Raw genomic sequence first — 17,656 nt, forward strand, 5'->3', positions numbered from 1 at the left:
AGGTTTATAGGGGTACTTTTTTATGTTCAATCAATTAGATGTGACAATTATCATATCACTAATTGGTGGTATAAATGTTGATCTATAAAAATCACAAATTTAAATCACAAATAATGAAAACAAAAGCTCTTTCGGCAATTATTACTGTAATAAGCTTATATCCTTGTATGAGCTTTGCTCAAAATTTTGAAGGTATTTTAAAACAGCACGTTAGAAATAACTCTCAATTCAGGAAATCTGACCTCAGTGATTTTATTGTAGATAATCATGATTATTCAGCTTCTTTAAAAGGAGATGTATTAAAAATTCAGCAGACTTATAATGGTTTACCCATTTTTAATGCTGTTTCAACAGCGCTTGTAAAAGATAATAGGGTAACATACTACACTGATGCTTTTAAAAAAAACTACAATGAAGCAGATAGAAATTCTCCTGTCATTAATAGTAGAGAAGCTTTTGATAGAATAGCGAAGCTATTAGATCTAGAAGGAAAATCAGAATACTCAATACTTGGTTTTAATGAGAAAACTCCCAAAGATGTTATTGCGGCAAAACAAAGATTAGTATATGTAGAAGACAAAAGTAACCTCATATTATGCTATGAATTTATCTTGCCGGAAAACAAAAATTACTGGGATATATTGCTCAGTGCAAAAACAGGTGAAATAATCCATAAGACGAGCCTGACAAATTATTGCAGTTTCTCAGATAATCCGTATCACGCAGAAAATGTTAGTGTTTTCTATCCGCAAAATAAAGAATTCTACACAACTCATAATAGTAATTTTAGCAACCTGTCTCCTGCTGATGCATCATATAATGTTTTCGCTTTACCAGTAGAAGCACCTACATTTGGTAGTAGAAGTTTAATTAATAATCCGTGGATATTATCCTCTTCACCGGAAGGCTGGCATTCTGATGGGATTAATCATTATACGAATACTACAGGAAATAATGTAGTAGCGCTTATTCTCAATGAAAATGATATGAGTACTTCATTTGTTGAAGGCGGAAGTACAAGGAATTTTAACTTTCCTTTTGATGATAATGGCTCTACTGATATTAATATCAATGCAGCTGCTGTCAACTTATTTTACGCCTCAAATATGGCACATGATATTCTCTATAAATTCGGTTTCACAGAAACTGCTAAGAATTTTCAAAGTAATAATTTTGGAAATGGAGGTGTACAGGGTGATCCTGTACAGAGTATCATTTTCCCATTACCAGTCAATAATTCTGCATTTGTGAATAAACCTGATGGAACACCTGGAGAGCTTAGTGTAAATCTGTGGAATGAGCCTAATTACCTTTATTATCAATTGCCTAATAGTGTAATAAACAGACGTGTTCGAACCGAAAAAGCTACTTTTGGAACTCAATTGAATCCAGTTGGAGTTAGCGGAAATGTGGTAATCATGAATGTAGAGGATGGCTGTACATTTTTGTCAACGGGATCTTTAAATAATGTAATCGGATTGATAAAAGCAGGGAATTGTGATGATGCGGTAAAAGTAAAAAACGCACAAAATGCAGGTGCAGTTGCAGCAGTAATATATGAAGAATCCGCTAATAAAAATTTGACAAAAATGAGTGGAACGGATTCCAGTATAACAATACCTTCGGTGAAGGTTCTTAACTCCGAAGGTGAATATATAAAAAATTTACTGAGCAACACCGGTACAGTTAACATTACCTTAAAAAATGATCCGGCTTTGGAAAGACATAAAAATTTAGGATTTGATAATGTTGTTGTAATGCATGAGTATGTCCATGGCTTATCAAATAGGCTGACAGGTACCGGATATAGTTGTTTGGATAAGAATGTTTCGGCAGAACAGATGGGTGAAGGCTGGTCAGATTTCTATGCCATGATGTTTACAAACAGACCTGAATATACAGAAGCTACTTCAAGAGGTGTAGGAACTTATGGAACAGATGAATCCATAAATGGTTTTGGTATCAGACCTGCAAAATATTCAACTGATTTTTCTGTAAATGATTATACCTATGGAAGAACAAATGGTATGCAAAGACAGGATCTTTCACCTAATGAGCATAGTATTGGATTTATTTGGGGAACAATGTTGTGGGATCTCCATTGGAAATATGCACAGAAATACGGCTATTCATCAAATGTTTTAGCAAATACAACTAACGGAAGCTCAAGGGTTTTGCAGTTAGTGACTGATGCACTAAAGCTTCAAGTTTGTAACCCTACTTTTATTGATGGAAGAAATGCAATATTGGCTGCAGAGTTAGCAACTACTCAGGGGCAGAATAAATGTATGATTTGGGGTGTTTTTGCAAGAAGAGGATTAGGAGTGAACGCATCGGCTGGAGTTAAAAATAACATTAACGATCAGATTCAGGACTTCAATGTACCAGAAGAATGTTTATTGGCTACCAATGAAGTAAGCACAGATAAAAACAAAAATGTCTCTATTTATCCAAACCCGGCTAAAGATGAGTTCTATATCAAATTCCCAAGCAATACCCTTGGAAAAGTAAGTGTAGAACTTTATGATATGTCTGGTAAACTGGTTTCTTCTGAAGATAAAGTTTCACCGGATGCTAAGAAAGCAATTTCTACAAGCAATTTGGTAAACGGAACTTATATGGTTAAAATTAAAGGACTTGGTTTTGAAGCTTCTTCAAAAGTAATGGTTAAGAAATAATTTACTTATCATCAATTATAAAATCGCCACAAGCTTGCTTGTGGCGATTTTATTTATCTATTAACCTAACACTCCGGATAGGTTTAATTTATATATCGTACCTTTGCAGGCTGTTAAAAAAATTATGAAGAAGAAAAATATACTAAAAGGTGTTTTATTTGTAGGGATTGGAGCTAGTATATACGGTATGTTGGCCACTTTTGTGAAAATGGCTTATCATGATGGTTTTACAACTTCGGAAGTAACTACCTCTCAATTCGTTTTAGGTCTGACGGGACTTTTGATCCTTAATCTTATTCAGACTTTAACCTCAAAACAAAAATTATCGCGGCCAAGCTCTAAAGAAGTCAGAATGCTGCTGCTTGCAGGAACCTCCCTGGGGGGAACAAGTTTATTCTATTATATTGCAGTACAGTACATCAATGTTTCTATTGCTATTGTTTTGCTGATGCAGTCCGTTTGGTTCAGTGTAGTAGTGGAAAGTATTATTACTAAGAAGCTGCCCAATGCAAGAAAAGTAGTTTCTGTAGTGATCGTATTGCTGGGAACAGTTCTGGCAACGAATCTTATTAATATGGAAATAGAGCTGGACTGGCATGGAGTCTTCTGGGGACTGATGGCAGCGGCTTCATATACTTTGACAATGTTTACATCTAATACGCTGGCTACCCATCTTCCGGTTTTCAGGAAGAGTATTATTATGCTCGCAGGAGGTTCTGTTGTAGTCTTTGCGTTTTTATTCTTTGCTCAGATAGGACCAATGTATTTTGATGGATTGAAATCATTATACTTAAATTTCACAGAAAATACAGAACATATTCACTCATTTAATTATTCAATATTCTTGACATACGGGTTTGTATTAGCTCTTTTTGGAACTATTATCCCTCCGATTTTATTCAATGTTGGATTTCCAAATGCAGGATTGGGACTTGGGAGTATCGTTTCTTCACTGGAACTTCCGGTTTCTGTGACAATGGCATTTGTTTTACTGGGAGAGAAAGTCTTTTTGATTCAATGGGTAGGAATTGCGCTTATTCTTTTTGCGATCGTTCTGATGAATTTACCTTCAAAGAAAGAAAAAGAAGTTGCGATGGCAGAATTATCTTAAAAATATTTAATTAAAAATAACATTTGAAACCGTTCCTTTTGGAGCGGTTTTTTTAATTTTAATCTTTAAAATAAAAGTTTCATGAAACATTTCAGAAATATATTGGCTGCTTTTACAATCACGTTCTCCGGTTTTATGTTTTCACAGGTAAAGCCTCTGGATGCAATGCTGTCTGATTATCAATATCCTTATGAGGTTCATTTTCTTAATTTAAAGTCTCAGGGTGAAGATTTGAAAATGGGCTATATGGATGTGCAGCCACAAAAGCCCAATGGAAAAACAATTATGCTTCTCCACGGGAAAAACTTTAATGGTGCTTATTGGGAGAGAACGGCTAAAGATCTTTCTGCTAAAGGATTCAGAGTAGTGATTCCGGATCAGATAGGATTTGGCAAGTCTTCAAAACCTCATGCTTACCAGTTTTCTTTTTCTCAGCTGGCAGAAAATACAAAAGCAGTTCTGGATGAGCTAAAGATTGATAAAGCTATAATTCTTGGACATTCGATGGGAGGAATGGTAGCAACCCGATTTACATTATTATATCCTGAGAAAGTACAGAAACTGATACTTGAGAATCCAATCGGTCTGGAAGATTATAAGACTTTTGCAGCCTATCAGACCATTGATCAGGCTTATCAGTCCGAACTGAAAAATACAGCTGAAACATATAAAAATTATCAGCTGAAATTTTACTATGACAACAAATGGAAAGAAGAATATCAGCCCTGGCTTGATTTAATTGCAGGATGGACGCTTCATAAAGATTATCCTCAGGTAGCCTGGGATGCAGCACTTACTTCAGATATGATATACAACCAACCCGTTTGTTATGAATTTAAAAATATCAAAGTTCCTACATTGCTTATCATTGGCACAAGAGACAGAACCGCAATAGGAAAGGATAGAGCACCAAAAGAACTTCAGCCGAAAATGGGACAGTATCAGGAATTGGGAAAGAAAACCCAACATGAAATTGCTGGTTCAAAGCTTGTAGAGATTGAAAATGTAGGACATCTTCCGCATATAGAAGTCTACCACAAATTCATTGAAGCAGTGTATAATTTTATACAATAAAATATTTGAAACATTAAGCTTAACGAGTCTTATTTCCGTTATACTTAATGTTTCGAAATTACTTCTTTTTATTTCTCAAGAAAAATATTGTGCAAACACCAATACCGGAAAATAACACGCACGAAATTCCCAGATGCTGTATAAAACCAATACTTATCAGTCCTGAACCTATCAATACATAATAAATCAGTCCCAGTAAAGCCCCGGCACTTCCTGTTTCATTTTTATAATTGATAAGTGCAGTACTTAGAATATTGGGAATCGCAGTACTGAACGCCATCACAATGAAAAAATAGGGAATCAGAAAATAAATTCCTTTACTTGCCAGAATCCATACGAAGATGGAGGCTGCAAATGCTGTAAATGTACTTGCTTTAACTAAATGTTTAGGTTCTACATTCCTCAATAACAGAAATCTGTTAAGTTTTGCTCCGGTAAATGTTCCTCCTGCCAGTATAATACTGCTGTACCCAAATGCATATGAAGAATAATGATGTTCTTTAAAGATAAACGGAGCCAGTGAATAGTATGAAAACAATAAGACATTAAAGCTCATGATTAATAAACAACACTTTATGATCGCCGGATCCAGAATCATCCGTTTGAATAAGTTGATTAAAGTATTCATGTTGATTTCTTTTACCGAATGATGCGTTTCAGAAATTTTTTGTCTGGACAGGATGAAGAATAATACAGCCAGCAAACACAATGTGACAAATATTCCCTGATGTCCAACGGAAGAAGCCAATACTGAACCGGTAATCATTCCCACTACAGGACTTATAGATAAGCCAATTCCGATCCAGGAAAACACTTTGCTGAGATTATCTTTGTCATAGCTGTCCCTTAAAATGGTTTGTGTTACAATAGAACCTACAGAAATTCCAAACGCAGAAATAATTCTGGCTGATAGAAAAACGATGAAATTAGGAGCAAAAATAGCTGTCAAAGCTCCGATTCCGTAGGTAATGAGACCATATTCCAATGATTTTTTCCTTCCGATTCTGTCACATTGTATTCCCCAAAATGCAACTCCCAGAGCAAATGCTATAAAATATAAACTGATCGTCAAAGTAACGGATTCTTCCTTCACTCCAAACTCTTCCCGTACCATTGGTAAAACAGGACTGTAAATGGTTTCTATAAACTGTGGAAGCATTACAAGCAGCGTCAACAGCCATATAGGATTTGTCTTTTTCATTTTTTCTGCAAAGTTTCCAAAAAATCAATGTATATTTATAATGATATAAAAACAAAAAATATCGAAAATAGGACATGGCTGTACTGAAACAGAATGAAGAATTTGATGCAGATTCTATTCAGGAAAAAGTAATCGGAATAGCTTCTGATATGGTACTGCATGATTCCGGTTTTCATTTTCATAAAACGAAATCTCAGTTGTTGTATGCACCATCAGGCTGTATGACAGTCACTACTTCCGACAGGCAATTGGTTCTGCCTCCCTTCAGGATGCTTTGGATTCCTGCGAATGAAGTTCACCGGGTGAATTTCCGTAATATTGTAGCTTACAGATCTATCTATTTTGATGAAAGCTATGCAGGAAAATATATAGATTCCGGTCTTAAAGTTTTGCATGTAAACCCCTTATTGAAAGAGATTATTGAGAGAATCTGTTTTTGGGAATGGTCAGCTTTAAAAAGTGATCAGACTAATCTTTTAAAAGTATTTTGGGATGAAATGCAAAAGGCCCCTGAGGAAAAACTGGAACTTAAAATGCCACAAGACTGGCGTTTTAAGAAAATAGCCGAAGACTGGACTCAGCGTAACAGTATGCCTCCTATGCTGAAAGATCTTGCAGAAAAAACGGGAGCAGTGGAGAAAACCATCAGCCGTATTTTTAAGAAAGAAACAGGATTGTCTTATCAGGACTGGCGGCAGCAATGGAGGTTGCAACGCTCAATTGAATTGTTGGTGGAAGGCAATTCAATAGGAGAGGTATCACATATCCTGGACTTCTCTTCAGACAGTGCTTTTATTGAATTTTTCAAAAAACATACAGGTTCCACGCCTTTGCAATACCTTATGAAAAATGAGTAACTGTCGGGTATATGATAAGATAATAAGCTCTTACTATTTCTTGTCCTATGCAAAGTCTATTGACTAATTATTTCCATAAATTGTATCATCCAATAGAATAGTTTTATAAAAAATAAAGATATGAACAATTATAATACTACAATTGAACTTAAGGCAGCAGCAGAGAAGACCTATGAAGCACTTGCTCATCAGATTCCTCTTTGGTGGTCCAAGTGGTTTACCGGAGCGTCAGCACAGGAAGGTGATGTTTTTACAGTAAGATTTGGAGACAATATTCACAAGACAATACGTATAAAAGAAGCAATACCCAATTCGAGAATGATCTGGTTTGTTGAAGATTCACTGATTGCCATTCCTGAATTAAAAAATCAGACAGAATGGATTGGGACAAGTATCGTCTGGGAAATGGAACAAAAGGAAAACAGCAGTTTGCTGCAGCTTACTCACGTAGGTTTAAATCCGGCTGTGGAATGCTATACTATTTGTTCTGGTGGCTGGAATCAGTTTATCGGAAGTTTGAAGCTCTTTCTGGAAACCGGTAACGGAACTCCGTATAAGAAATAAGATAAAAAATGTTTTAAAAAAAAAAAGAGACTGTTTACATGTAAACAGCCTCTTTTTGTATTTATTGTTGTCTGAATTATTTCTTCTTGTAAGCAGCGTCTTTGATTCTTGCTTTTTTACCTCTAAGGTCTCTGAAGTAGTAAATTCTAGCTCTTCTAACTCTACCTCTTCTGTCAACCTCGATCTTCTGAAGTGCAGGTAAGTTAATAGGGAATACTCTTTCTACACCTACATCACCACTCATTTTTCTGATTGTGAAAGTTTTTGTAGATCCAGTACCTCTTAATTGGATAACTGTTCCTTTGAAGAACTGAGTTCTTGTCTTTTGTCCTTCTTTAATTTCGTAATACACAGTAATTGTATCACCTGCTTTGAATTCAGGGAATTCTTTTTTCGCAATGTACTTGTCTTGTACGTACTTTAATAAATCCATTATTAATAAAATAAAATGTTAAAGCTAAGCAACTTACACGTTCTTCGTCAGAGGTTGAATAACAGGTTGCAAATGTACAAAATAGTTTTTGAATATGCCAAATAATTAATGTACTAAAAACTATAATTTTTTCACTCTGGTTTAGCCAAAAAATTAACGGTTTCTTCAAAATACCATCAGGCTGAGTTTACATGGGAATTCTACTTTTGCCCGAAGTAAAAAATCCGGACAATGATTTTTTAATTGATTGATTTACAATTCGAAATTCTATATGTTATTTTAAAACGAAAACGATTATGAAACATTATTTCTTCTTTTTTTGTTTCGCGGTCCAGATGGCTTTCGGGCAGGCTTTGTATCCTTATTTACAAAACCCGACTCCGAATTCTATGATCGTCAATTGGAAAACAGCTTCCAATAATGAAACAACGGTGATCTATGGAGATTCTCCGACCAACCTGAATGTAACGGTAACGGGAACCACCAATATCTTCTCGGATACCGGATACAACAACAACTATTATTATCATACGGCAAAGGTTAACAACCTGCAGCCAAATACTAAATACTATTATAAGATAAAAACAGGCACAAGCGAGTCTGCTGTTTATAATTTCAGAACGCTGCCTTTGCCGGGACAGGCTGTAACGGCTAATGGAAAAATCCGTTTCCTTATCATGGGTGACAATCAGATCAAAGCAGAGCCAAGATATGATACGCTTACTTTGAATGCCTATAAAAAATTAAAAGAAAAGTTTGGAGCGACTTCCGATCCTTCTGATAATATTGCGCTTACTTTTATGGTGGGTGATCAGGTAGACGTTGGAACATTGGATCATTATGAGAATGTTCACTTCAAAAAGAACATCAAATTATCACCTTATCTGCCTATCCAGACCACAGTAGGAAATCATGAAACCTATGGAACGATGGGAATGAATTCTTACTATGCTCACTTTTATATTGATGAAATTAGTTATAAAGGAATAAGCTCAGGAAATGAAAATTATTATGCTCAGCAGGCAGGTAATGTATTATTCGTAAGTTTAAGTTCAGAACATACGGGATCTGCACAGCAGACATGGCTTCAGCAGGTCTTAACAGCGGCTAACAATGATACTACTGTAGACTGGATTATTTCTTTAAGCCACAGACCTTATCAGGCAGAGCAGTATGTAGGAGATATTTCTACATGGGTAAGAGAAAATGCAGTACCGCTTCTGGTAACTTCAGACAAATATTTAATGCACGTAGGAGCACACCACCATTTGTACCACAGAGGCCAGCTTAAAAATACACCGAACTATCAGATTATTTCAGGTGGAACAGCTTGGGATCAGTACTGGGGAATGTCTAACGAACAGGATTTTGATGATGTTCAGAAGACATTGACAGACTGGACATACCAGATTGTGGAAGTAGATATTCCGACAGGAAAAGTAGATATCGAATGTTATTCGATTGGTGGGGTGTATAACAAGAAAAACAATGTGCTGGTAGATTCTTTCCACAGATATAAAAACCAGCCAAAACCGGCAAAACCATCCATCACAAACAATTTCACGGGTACTACTGCTTTACCTTTGACATTGAACGGAAGTGCATTTTCCTCTTCAAACGGAGAACTTTTAAATACAACACAATTCTTGTTGAGTAAAACTTCGAATTTTTCTGTCATTGAAAAAGAATTCTACCGCGATTTTGAAAACTGGTTCGGAAAAGACGGAAACGGAACCCCGGATAAAACCAAAAATCTGAATGATGGATTAGATATTACAAAAGTAACTTTGGCTGCGAACTCTATTCCCAATGGTATCTATTATGTGAAAACACGTTACAGAGACAGAAACCTTGAGTGGAGCGACTGGAGTGATGTAAAGCAGTTCGAAATTACAGGAAGTGTAGTTTCAAACCCTACATTTACTTTAAACAAAGCAGAATATGCTCAGAATGAAGCGATCACAGCTACTTATACCGGAGGTCCAGGAAATCAGCAGGATTGGGTAGGGATCTATAAAAAAGGACAAACTCCGGCTTCAACCACTTCACAAGGGTTTGTTTATACGAACGGGCAGACTGCCGGAACAGCTGCTTTCCCGAATGGTTTGGCTGCTAAAGGTCAGTATTTTGCAGGATTTTTTGCGAATGGCGGTTATACGGAAATTACGGCAAGAAAAAATTTCTATGTAGGACCGAAAGTACAGCTTCAGGCTACTGCTGATACTTATCCGGTGGGAGGAACAGTTGTCATCAATTTTACAGACGGACCAAGCCTGCAGAAAGACTGGATCGGAATTTATAAAATGGGACAGACTCCGGGAACTACTGCTTCTATCAGATGGAGCTATGTGACAACTGCTTCTGGAACCCTTAATTTCACAGGACTTCCAAAAGGATATTATTACGCTCAGTACTTATTGGAAGACGGATACAACGGAATCGGGGAGAAAGTATTCTTTAAAGTAGGAGATATAGTTACTGATCTTTGGATCAACAAACCAGTCTATACTTTAGGTGAAAATATTACTGCTTCATGGACGGATTCTCCCGGAATCATCAAAGACTGGCTGGGAATTTATCCTCAAAGTGTTCAGACGCCGGATGACAACTTTGTTTCTTATACCTATTTTGACGGTGTAACTCAGGGAACAAAAACAATTCAGGGAACAGCGGTACCTGCCACTCCAGGAAATTATTATATGGTCATGTTTACCAATGACTCCTATACAGAAGTTTCCAACAGAGTACAGTTTCAGGTGGCTTCACCTACTTTAGGAACTGAAGAAACAAGAAGCACAGAGAAAAATGTGGTGTTGTATCCAAACCCAACCAAACCGGGGCAGCCTACTTTTATTAAGAGCGATTATCCAATTGAAAAAATTGAATTAGTTTCAGCTTCAGGAGAACTACTTTATGTCTCGAAAAATATCAATAACCAGCGTTTCTCTCTGGTGAACGAAAATCTTCCGGCAGGTGTTTATTTTGTAAAAGTACACGGAAGAAAACTATTTACTTTAAAACTGATTATTCAGTAAGACAAGCTAAATACAATTATAATTTTAGAGGCTGCCAGCAATGGCAGCCTCTTTTTTATTTAATTTTTCACAAAGTATACCCATAATCATCCGTAAAGATCTGCGCAATCTGTGGGCAATATCATAATATGAAATTCACACAAATATCAGTTGAGTCAGCAAAATCTGCATTATATAAGGAATTCTACCAGAGTCAAAAATAAGCATAATCATTTGTGAAAATCTGTGTCATCTGTGGGCAAATAAAAAGCAGTTCCAAAAAATTGAATCCGCTTTTAATATGATAGGTAATGATTAGTCAAAATAGTATAGGTCATCCTCACTTAACATTGCTGGATTTTCAGTAGAAGAATACTCTTCAGGTATATCGGCCAACGTTTTGGTTTCCTGAATAAGCTTTCCGTCTGTACTATAAAGTTTTAAAAGTACCCATTTTCCATTGCGTTCAAGTTCTTTAGACCCGTTTAATGTGGCTAATTTTATTTTTCCGGTTTGAAGAATACCTGATTTCACAGAAGATTTGTTGGTAGGCTTACCTTTCACATATTGTACAATTTGTGCTGTAAAGAAATAATTACCTTCATCTTCATTCAAAGGCTGGTTGTAAGTGTATAAAAGAGCACCTTTACTATCATAGATGGTAGCGTCGTAAGCCGTTTGTTTAGAATTTAATTTTTTCTCAGATTTCAGCTTTTTCTCTTCATTATACATTTTGATATTCACTACAACGCCTTCCTTATATTGTGTTTCGGTAAGTCCTTCGTAAGATGTTCCATTATAAGGCATTTCATCCTTATAAGTCAGTGTGGATTTCAGGCTGCCTTCCGGGCTGTAATATTTGATTTCCTGTGTCACATCATCTTTCAATGTTTTTTCTGAAACTAATTTTCCTGCTTCGTCAAAAGATTTACTTGTTATAATACTTGCATTTTTATAAATATCAATAGCTGAAATCTGGGTATAATCATAATTCAGCTGATAATCTTCACCATCCATCGGCTTGAAGGTGTCATTTTCTTTATTGTACTGATAAACAAGATGTCCTATTTTCTTCCCGGATTCATTATAAGTAGTTTTATAACCGTCTTTTCTGCTGTTTTTCTGTTCCTGCAGCAGTTTTCCGTTTTTAGCATAGATAACCCCTTCCTTTACACTGCCATCGCTTTTATATTTTTCTATCTTGGAAATCCTCATTGGGTTTGGATAATAATCTACGAGCAGACTTTCATCTGCTCCTGAAACAGCAGTGCCAATAAGTTTTCCTTTCTCACCGTAATATTTAGTCTCGTAATTACCGTCTTTGCTGGTAATCGTTTCATACCGGATTCCTTTTATGTCTTCATCATAAACGATCGTTTTTACAGGGAGAGAATTCTCATAGGTGGTCACACTGTTGTAAAAATATTCATTTTCAGGATCTTTGTAAACAAACATTTTTCCGGTGAAAGTACCATCAGCTTTATAAGAAACATCTTCTGTAAGTCTTCCGGTTTCGTCATATGACTGAGAAGCTCCAAGTTGTTTACCATTAGAAAATATAGTAATAGTCATTACTTTTCCTTCAGGAGTGTACCAGGTTACTTTTCCATCAAAAACTTCACTGTTGGGAGTAATGTCAGAAGCCAGTCCTTCCATTTGAAGTTTTCCGTCTTTGTAGAAATCTTTAATAAGGGTAAGTTTTCCTTTAGGAGTAGTTTCACGGTAATATTCCATTTTATCCTGAGTAGTTTTTTCCCAGTTTTCATCAAAATAAGTTTTTTCCTGTGCATACACATTGATGCTGAGTACCAAGGCAAATAATGCTGAGGTAAATAATTTTTTCATGTTTTTATTTAGGTTTTGATTTTGTTTATGGTTAATGTGATGGTATATCTGTAGAAGCTTAAATAGCGCGAAAGAAGTAGTAACGATTTACTATAGAATAATTTTTACATTGAAATTGTGTTTAAATTATGCCTAAAAACAGTATAATATACTTTGTTTTCGGCTTTGAGATTTCAAATATAAATCAATTTAGTGAGAAATAAGATAAAGAATAAGCAGGTTTGCCTGGTTTTAAATGTAATGGTTTGATTATAATGATTTTAAATATGTGGAAAAATAATATTAAAAAAAGCACGAAATTCCATATTGTTTCCGGTCATCGGATATACAATAAAATTTATTAAATTTAGCCAACAGAAAAATCTAATATTTCATGATAGATAAAAGAGTAAAAAATGCAAAGGAAGCCATCGAAGGAATTCAGGATGGAATGACACTGATGCTTGGCGGATTCGGACTTTGCGGTATCCCTGAAAACTCAATCAATGCTTTGGTAGAAAGTGATGTGAAAGATCTTACTTGTATTTCAAACAATGCAGGAGTAGACGATTTCGGATTAGGATTATTGCTTCACAAAAGACAGATCAAGAAAATGATCTCTTCTTATGTAGGAGAAAATGCTGAATTTGAAAGACAGATGCTTTCAGGTGAACTGGATGTAGAACTTACTCCACAAGGAACTTTAGCGGAAAAATGCAGGGCAGCTCAGGCAGGAATTCCTGCTTTTTATACTCCTGCAGGTTACGGAACTGAAGTAGCAGAAGGGAAGGAAGTGAAAGAATTCAAAGGGAAACCTCATATTCTGGAACATGCTTATGATGCAGACTATTCTATTGTAAAAGCATGGAAAGGAGATCATGCCGGAAACCTTATCTTCAAAGGATCTGCAAGAAATTTCAATCATCCGATGGCGGGTGCTGCGAAGATTACCATTGCTGAAGTAGAAGAATTGGTAGAACCGGGACAATTGGATCCAAATGAAATTCATATTCCGGGAATCATGATTCAGAGAATTTTCCAGGGAGAAAAATTTGAAAAAAGAATTGAGCAGAGAACAGTGAGAACTAAAGAATAAGCTCAAACGATAAAATAAAAAGCGCTGAACATACATTCAGCGCTTTTTTTATGGTTGGGGAGTAAGTGTTTTTCTTTCTCCGATCTGTTGTCTCCACATGGCGTAGTAAAGGCCTTTTTCGTCAATAAGATTGGCGTGGGAACCTGTTTCTACAACCTGTCCGCGCTCAAGAACATAGATTTTATCCGCATGCATAATCGTACTTAAACGGTGTGCAATGAGTACAGTGATCTGTTCTCTTTCTTTTGAAATGTCTTTGATGGTAGTGGTAATTTCCTCTTCGGTAATACTGTCCAGTGCAGAAGTTGCTTCGTCAAAAATCAGCAAATGAGGTTTTCTCAGAAGTGCTCTTGCAATGGCAATTCTTTGTTTTTCGCCGCCGCTCAGCTTCAGACCACCTTCACCGATAACTGTCTCAATTCCTTTTTCTGCTCTTTCCAGCAATGCAGTACAGCTCGATTTCTGTAAAGCAACAGCAAGTTCCTCTTCAGTAGCTGAAGGATTAACGAAAAGAAGGTTTTCTTTAATGGTTCCTGCAAATAACTGAGTATCCTGAGTAACAAAGCCAATCTGATTTCTCAGTTCGTCAAAATCAAATTCTTTCCCGTTGATGCTATTGTAAAAAATATTCCCTTCCTGAGGTCTGTACAAACCAACCAACAATTTCACCAATGTACTTTTTCCGGAGCCACTCGGTCCTACAAAAGCAATGGTTTCACCGTTTTTGAGATCAAAAGAGATATTATTTAAAGCTTTATATTGGGCAGACTGATGTTTGAAAGAAACATGTTTGAATTCCAGTTCTTCAATCGCACCAATTTGTTTCGGATGAAGAGGTTTTTCTTCCACATCTTTTTTCATCAAACGATCAAAATTCTGAAGAGATGCCTCAGCTTCACGATATGAAATAATAATATTCCCTATTTCCTGCATAGGCCCGAAAATAAAGAAACCATAAAACATCAAAGATAAGTACTGACCCGGAGTAACAATATTTTTAAAAATCAGGTACAGCAAAGTCAGTGTAATTAGCTGCTGAAGAAAATTAACCATAGTTCCCTGAATAAAACTCAAAGAACGGATGCTTTTTACCTTTCTCAATTCAAGACCAAGAATCTTATAGGTATTATTATTTAGACGGATCACTTCCTGATTGGTTAACCCTAAACTTTTAACAATCTCTATATTTCTTAAGCTTTCAGTAGTACTTCCGGCTAAAGCAGTTGTTTCAGTCACAATATTTTTCTGTATCACTTTTATTCTCTTACTCAATAAATTGGTAACAATAGCAATCAGAAAAATCCCACAGATATAAACCGGCATGATAGACCAGTGCAAGCGGATTGCATATACCGAAACGAAAATAATACTCACCAGAATTCCGAAGAAAATATTGATGAAATTAGTGATAAATTTTACTGTATCTTCTCTTACTTTCGTTAAAATCGAGAGGGTTTCACCACTTCTCTGATCTTCAAATTCCTGATAAGGAAGCGCCATAGAGTGCTTTAACCCATCTGTAAATATTTTTGCCCCAAACTTTTGGGTAATCACACTTACCACATAATCCTGAAAAGCTTTGGCAATTCTACTTACCATAGCTGTTCCGATAAGCAGCCCTAAAAAGTAAAAAGCACCGTGATATACAGAGCTTCCGTATAAATATTCATTCAGGTTTCTGGGCAATAACTTTTCTTTATCAAAAAAGTTAGGGTGAGTAACCAGCTGATCCAGAATATTTCCTGTGATAGCAGGAGCAAATAAAGAAAAAACCTGGTTGATAGTAGCCAAAAATAAAGAAATGAGAATCAGCCACTGATAAGGTTTAAGATATTTAAAAAGTATTTTCATTCTGTTAAAATAATGGAGCAAAATTACAGATATTATTTTAACTAACAGTGTTAATTGTTGAATACAACAAAGCCCTTTTGTATTCAAGTGAAAATAATTAAATTGCAGTCTAAGTTTTTATTATGCTTACAAAAGAACAAATTGCCAAAAGAATTTCAAAAGAACTGAAAGATCGTTATTATGTAAACCTGGGAATTGGGATTCCTACTTTGGTTGCCAACTATGTTCCGGAAGGTATTTCCGTAGAATTCCAGAGTGAGAATGGAGTTTTGGGGATGGGGCCTTTCCCTTTCAAAGGAGAAGAAGATGCTGATATCATCAATGCCGGAAAGCAGACTATTACTATTCTGGAAGGAGGTTCATTCTTTGATTCTGCCTTTAGTTTCGGGATGATTCGTGGTCAGAAAGTAGATCTTACCATCCTTGGAGCCATGGAAGTTTCAGAAAATGGAGATATTGCCAACTGGAAAATTCCCGGAAAAATGGTGAAAGGAATGGGTGGTGCCATGGATTTGGTAGCTTCTGCTGAAAACATTATTGTTGCAATGATGCACGTGAACAAAGCAGGGGAAAGCAAAATCCTTAAAAAATGTACACTTCCTTTAACGGGGGTAAACTGTGTAAAAAAAGTGGTTACTGAACTAGCTGTTCTGGACGTTACTCCGGCAGGATTCAAACTGGTGGAAAGAGCGCCGGGCGTTTCAGTAGAAGATATTATCAAAGCTACAGAAGCAGATCTGATTATTGAAGGAGAAATTCCTGAAATGCAGTTCTAATTTTAATATAAAAAACCTTGTCACTGACAAGGTTTTTTTATGCGATAAATCGCTTACCATAAAAGTCACAAAAGTTTTTAATTACTTAATTCTACTGTAGTTAGTTTAAAATAATACCGCATGTAAGTTCACAGAAGAAGAAAATCGAAGATTTTCAAATGCTTATGTGCACTTCTAATGTATAAAGTTGATGACTTAAAAGACACAATTATTAAAAAGCTTTTGTGCCTTTTATGGTTAAAATATAATTTCAAGACAAAAGAAATTAAAACCAAAAAAAAGCTGTCTCATCATGAAACAGCTTTTATATCTAAACAGTTAGAAAGTCAATCTAACCTCTTATTTTATTTCCCATCCTGAGCTCCAAATACCTTCTGCAAAATACTTGTCGTTCTCATGGCAGGCGTATTTCTGATGCCACTTTCTTTATCAGCTACCATTTTGAATACCCCATTAATGGTTTCTGTAGTAACATATTCATTAAGATCTGTAGTGACAGCTTGCCCTGTAAACGTATTATATTTTGAAATAAGGTTTTTCCAAAGAGTATCAGCACCTACTTTTCCTAAAGAAGCCTTTACCTTAGGCTGAAAAGCATTGAACAGCTGGGTCTGTGTTTTTCCCTGCAGATAGCTTGTTGCAGCATTATTACTTCCTAATAAAATATTCTTGGCATCTGTAATCGTCATTGATGTAATAGCATTTGTGAAAATAGGCGCAGCTTCTGTTACGGCGTCTTCAGCAGCTCTGTTCAGCAATTTCACTCCTTCATCAGCAAGACTTCCCATTCCGATGGAACGTAAAGTTGTGTCGATCTTTCTTAACTTTTCAGGCATTAAAATTTTTACCGCTTCATTTTTGAAGAAACCATCAGTAATAGCCAGCTTTTTTACCCCATCAGTTACTCCCATACTTAAAGCCTCCTTTAATCCTGAGGAAATCTGAGTAGAAGTAAGACTTCCAAGGTTGACAGGTGAATTATTAGGTTTGCCAGAAGTTGTTGTCGTAGTGGTAGTAGGTGTTGTTGCAGTACCGTTATTTTTTACGGGAACATTAAGGTCTACACCTGTTTTATTTTTAACAGTAGATTTTATGATATCTAAAAGTTGTGCCTGAGCTGACATTGAGAATAATAATCCTGCTGCCAGAAAAATGCTTTTTTTCATCGTATTTTTTT

13 protein-coding genes are annotated in these 17,656 nt (G+C 35.9%); 8 read left to right on the forward strand and 5 right to left on the reverse strand.

Going from position 1 to position 17,656, the window contains the following annotated elements:
• The first annotated feature begins 113 nt into the window (after positions 1-113).
• The 3 genes from LKL37_RS01840 (at position 114) to LKL37_RS01850 (ending at position 4,863) form a co-directional block, all read left to right on the forward strand.
• On the forward strand, positions 114-2,678 hold the full coding sequence (locus LKL37_RS01840) for a M36 family metallopeptidase (RefSeq protein ID WP_431608881.1): 2,565 nt from the start codon (positions 114-116) through the stop codon (positions 2,676-2,678).
• 124 nt (positions 2,679-2,802) lie between these two features.
• Complete coding sequence (locus LKL37_RS01845) at positions 2,803-3,789, forward strand: EamA family transporter (protein WP_431608882.1); 987 nt, start codon at positions 2,803-2,805, stop codon at positions 3,787-3,789.
• A gap of 81 nt (positions 3,790-3,870) precedes the next feature.
• Positions 3,871-4,863, forward strand: a complete 993-nt coding sequence (locus tag LKL37_RS01850) for an alpha/beta fold hydrolase (protein ID WP_431608883.1) — start codon at positions 3,871-3,873, stop codon at positions 4,861-4,863.
• Between the two features lie 58 nt (positions 4,864-4,921).
• On the opposite strand, the gene LKL37_RS01855 is transcribed toward LKL37_RS01850, so the two are convergent.
• Positions 4,922-6,064, reverse strand: coding sequence for an MFS transporter (locus LKL37_RS01855; protein WP_431608884.1), 1,143 nt, complete (start codon positions 6,062-6,064; stop codon positions 4,922-4,924).
• Positions 6,065-6,138: 74 nt separating this feature from the next.
• Here LKL37_RS01855 and LKL37_RS01860 point away from each other — a divergent pair, with 74 nt between their 5' ends.
• Complete coding sequence (locus tag LKL37_RS01860) at positions 6,139-6,921, forward strand: AraC family transcriptional regulator (RefSeq protein ID WP_431608885.1); 783 nt, start codon at positions 6,139-6,141, stop codon at positions 6,919-6,921.
• Between the two features lie 120 nt (positions 6,922-7,041).
• Positions 7,042-7,485: an SRPBCC family protein gene (locus LKL37_RS01865; protein WP_431608886.1), complete on the forward strand. Its 444-nt coding sequence runs from the start codon at positions 7,042-7,044 to the stop codon at positions 7,483-7,485.
• Between the two features lie 76 nt (positions 7,486-7,561).
• Here LKL37_RS01865 and rplS read toward each other — a convergent pair whose 3' ends face one another.
• A complete protein-coding gene (gene rplS / locus LKL37_RS01870; RefSeq protein WP_068942389.1) occupies positions 7,562-7,918 on the reverse strand; it encodes a 50S ribosomal protein L19 in 357 nt (118 codons plus the stop codon).
• A 296-nt stretch (positions 7,919-8,214) separates the two neighbouring features.
• On the opposite strand from rplS, the gene LKL37_RS01875 reads away from it, so the two are divergent.
• A complete protein-coding gene (locus LKL37_RS01875) occupies positions 8,215-10,953 on the forward strand; it encodes a fibronectin type III domain-containing protein (protein WP_431608887.1) in 2,739 nt (912 codons plus the stop codon).
• 294 nt (positions 10,954-11,247) lie between these two features.
• Here the strand turns inward: LKL37_RS01875 and LKL37_RS01880 are convergent, their stop codons facing one another.
• The gene (locus tag LKL37_RS01880; protein ID WP_431608888.1) at positions 11,248-12,777 is read right to left on the reverse strand and encodes a hypothetical protein; all 1,530 of its coding nucleotides are present in this window, start codon (positions 12,775-12,777) and stop codon (positions 11,248-11,250) included.
• A 373-nt stretch (positions 12,778-13,150) separates the two neighbouring features.
• Between LKL37_RS01880 and LKL37_RS01885 the strand changes: the two genes are divergently transcribed.
• Positions 13,151-13,852 (forward strand): CoA transferase subunit A, encoded by a 702-nt coding sequence (locus tag LKL37_RS01885; RefSeq protein ID WP_431608889.1) that lies wholly within the window; start codon positions 13,151-13,153, stop codon positions 13,850-13,852.
• Between the two features lie 48 nt (positions 13,853-13,900).
• Here LKL37_RS01885 and LKL37_RS01890 read toward each other — a convergent pair whose 3' ends face one another.
• A complete protein-coding gene (locus tag LKL37_RS01890; protein ID WP_431608890.1) occupies positions 13,901-15,703 on the reverse strand; it encodes an ABC transporter ATP-binding protein in 1,803 nt (600 codons plus the stop codon).
• 122 nt (positions 15,704-15,825) lie between these two features.
• On the opposite strand from LKL37_RS01890, the gene LKL37_RS01895 reads away from it, so the two are divergent.
• Positions 15,826-16,479, forward strand: a complete 654-nt coding sequence (locus LKL37_RS01895; protein ID WP_431608891.1) for a CoA transferase subunit B — start codon at positions 15,826-15,828, stop codon at positions 16,477-16,479.
• A gap of 344 nt (positions 16,480-16,823) precedes the next feature.
• Here the strand turns inward: LKL37_RS01895 and LKL37_RS01900 are convergent, their stop codons facing one another.
• A complete protein-coding gene (locus LKL37_RS01900; protein WP_431608893.1) occupies positions 16,824-17,645 on the reverse strand; it encodes a DUF4197 domain-containing protein in 822 nt (273 codons plus the stop codon).
• Positions 17,646-17,656 lie beyond the last annotated feature (11 nt).

The sequence above is a fragment of the Chryseobacterium sp. 'Rf worker isolate 10' genome (assembly GCF_050753305.1).
GTDB lineage: Bacteria > Bacteroidota > Bacteroidia > Flavobacteriales > Weeksellaceae > Chryseobacterium.

Bases quoted from the DNA above. Each gene is read 5' to 3' on its own strand.
- LKL37_RS01840 (WP_431608881.1), top strand. From the start codon at position 114: ATGAAAACAAAAGCTCTTTCGGCAATTATTACTGTAATAAGCTTATAT.
- LKL37_RS01845 (WP_431608882.1), top strand. From the start codon at position 2,803: ATGAAGAAGAAAAATATACTAAAAGGTGTTTTATTTGTAGGGATTGGA.
- LKL37_RS01850 (WP_431608883.1), top strand. From the start codon at position 3,871: ATGAAACATTTCAGAAATATATTGGCTGCTTTTACAATCACGTTCTCC.
- LKL37_RS01855 (WP_431608884.1), bottom strand. From the start codon at position 6,064: ATGAAAAAGACAAATCCTATATGGCTGTTGACGCTGCTTGTAATGCTT.
- LKL37_RS01860 (WP_431608885.1), top strand. From the start codon at position 6,139: ATGGCTGTACTGAAACAGAATGAAGAATTTGATGCAGATTCTATTCAG.
- LKL37_RS01865 (WP_431608886.1), top strand. From the start codon at position 7,042: ATGAACAATTATAATACTACAATTGAACTTAAGGCAGCAGCAGAGAAG.
- rplS (WP_068942389.1), bottom strand. From the start codon at position 7,918: ATGGATTTATTAAAGTACGTACAAGACAAGTACATTGCGAAAAAAGAA.
- LKL37_RS01875 (WP_431608887.1), top strand. From the start codon at position 8,215: ATGAAACATTATTTCTTCTTTTTTTGTTTCGCGGTCCAGATGGCTTTC.
- LKL37_RS01880 (WP_431608888.1), bottom strand. From the start codon at position 12,777: ATGAAAAAATTATTTACCTCAGCATTATTTGCCTTGGTACTCAGCATC.
- LKL37_RS01885 (WP_431608889.1), top strand. From the start codon at position 13,151: ATGATAGATAAAAGAGTAAAAAATGCAAAGGAAGCCATCGAAGGAATT.
- LKL37_RS01890 (WP_431608890.1), bottom strand. From the start codon at position 15,703: ATGAAAATACTTTTTAAATATCTTAAACCTTATCAGTGGCTGATTCTC.
- LKL37_RS01895 (WP_431608891.1), top strand. From the start codon at position 15,826: ATGCTTACAAAAGAACAAATTGCCAAAAGAATTTCAAAAGAACTGAAA.
- LKL37_RS01900 (WP_431608893.1), bottom strand. From the start codon at position 17,645: ATGAAAAAAAGCATTTTTCTGGCAGCAGGATTATTATTCTCAATGTCA.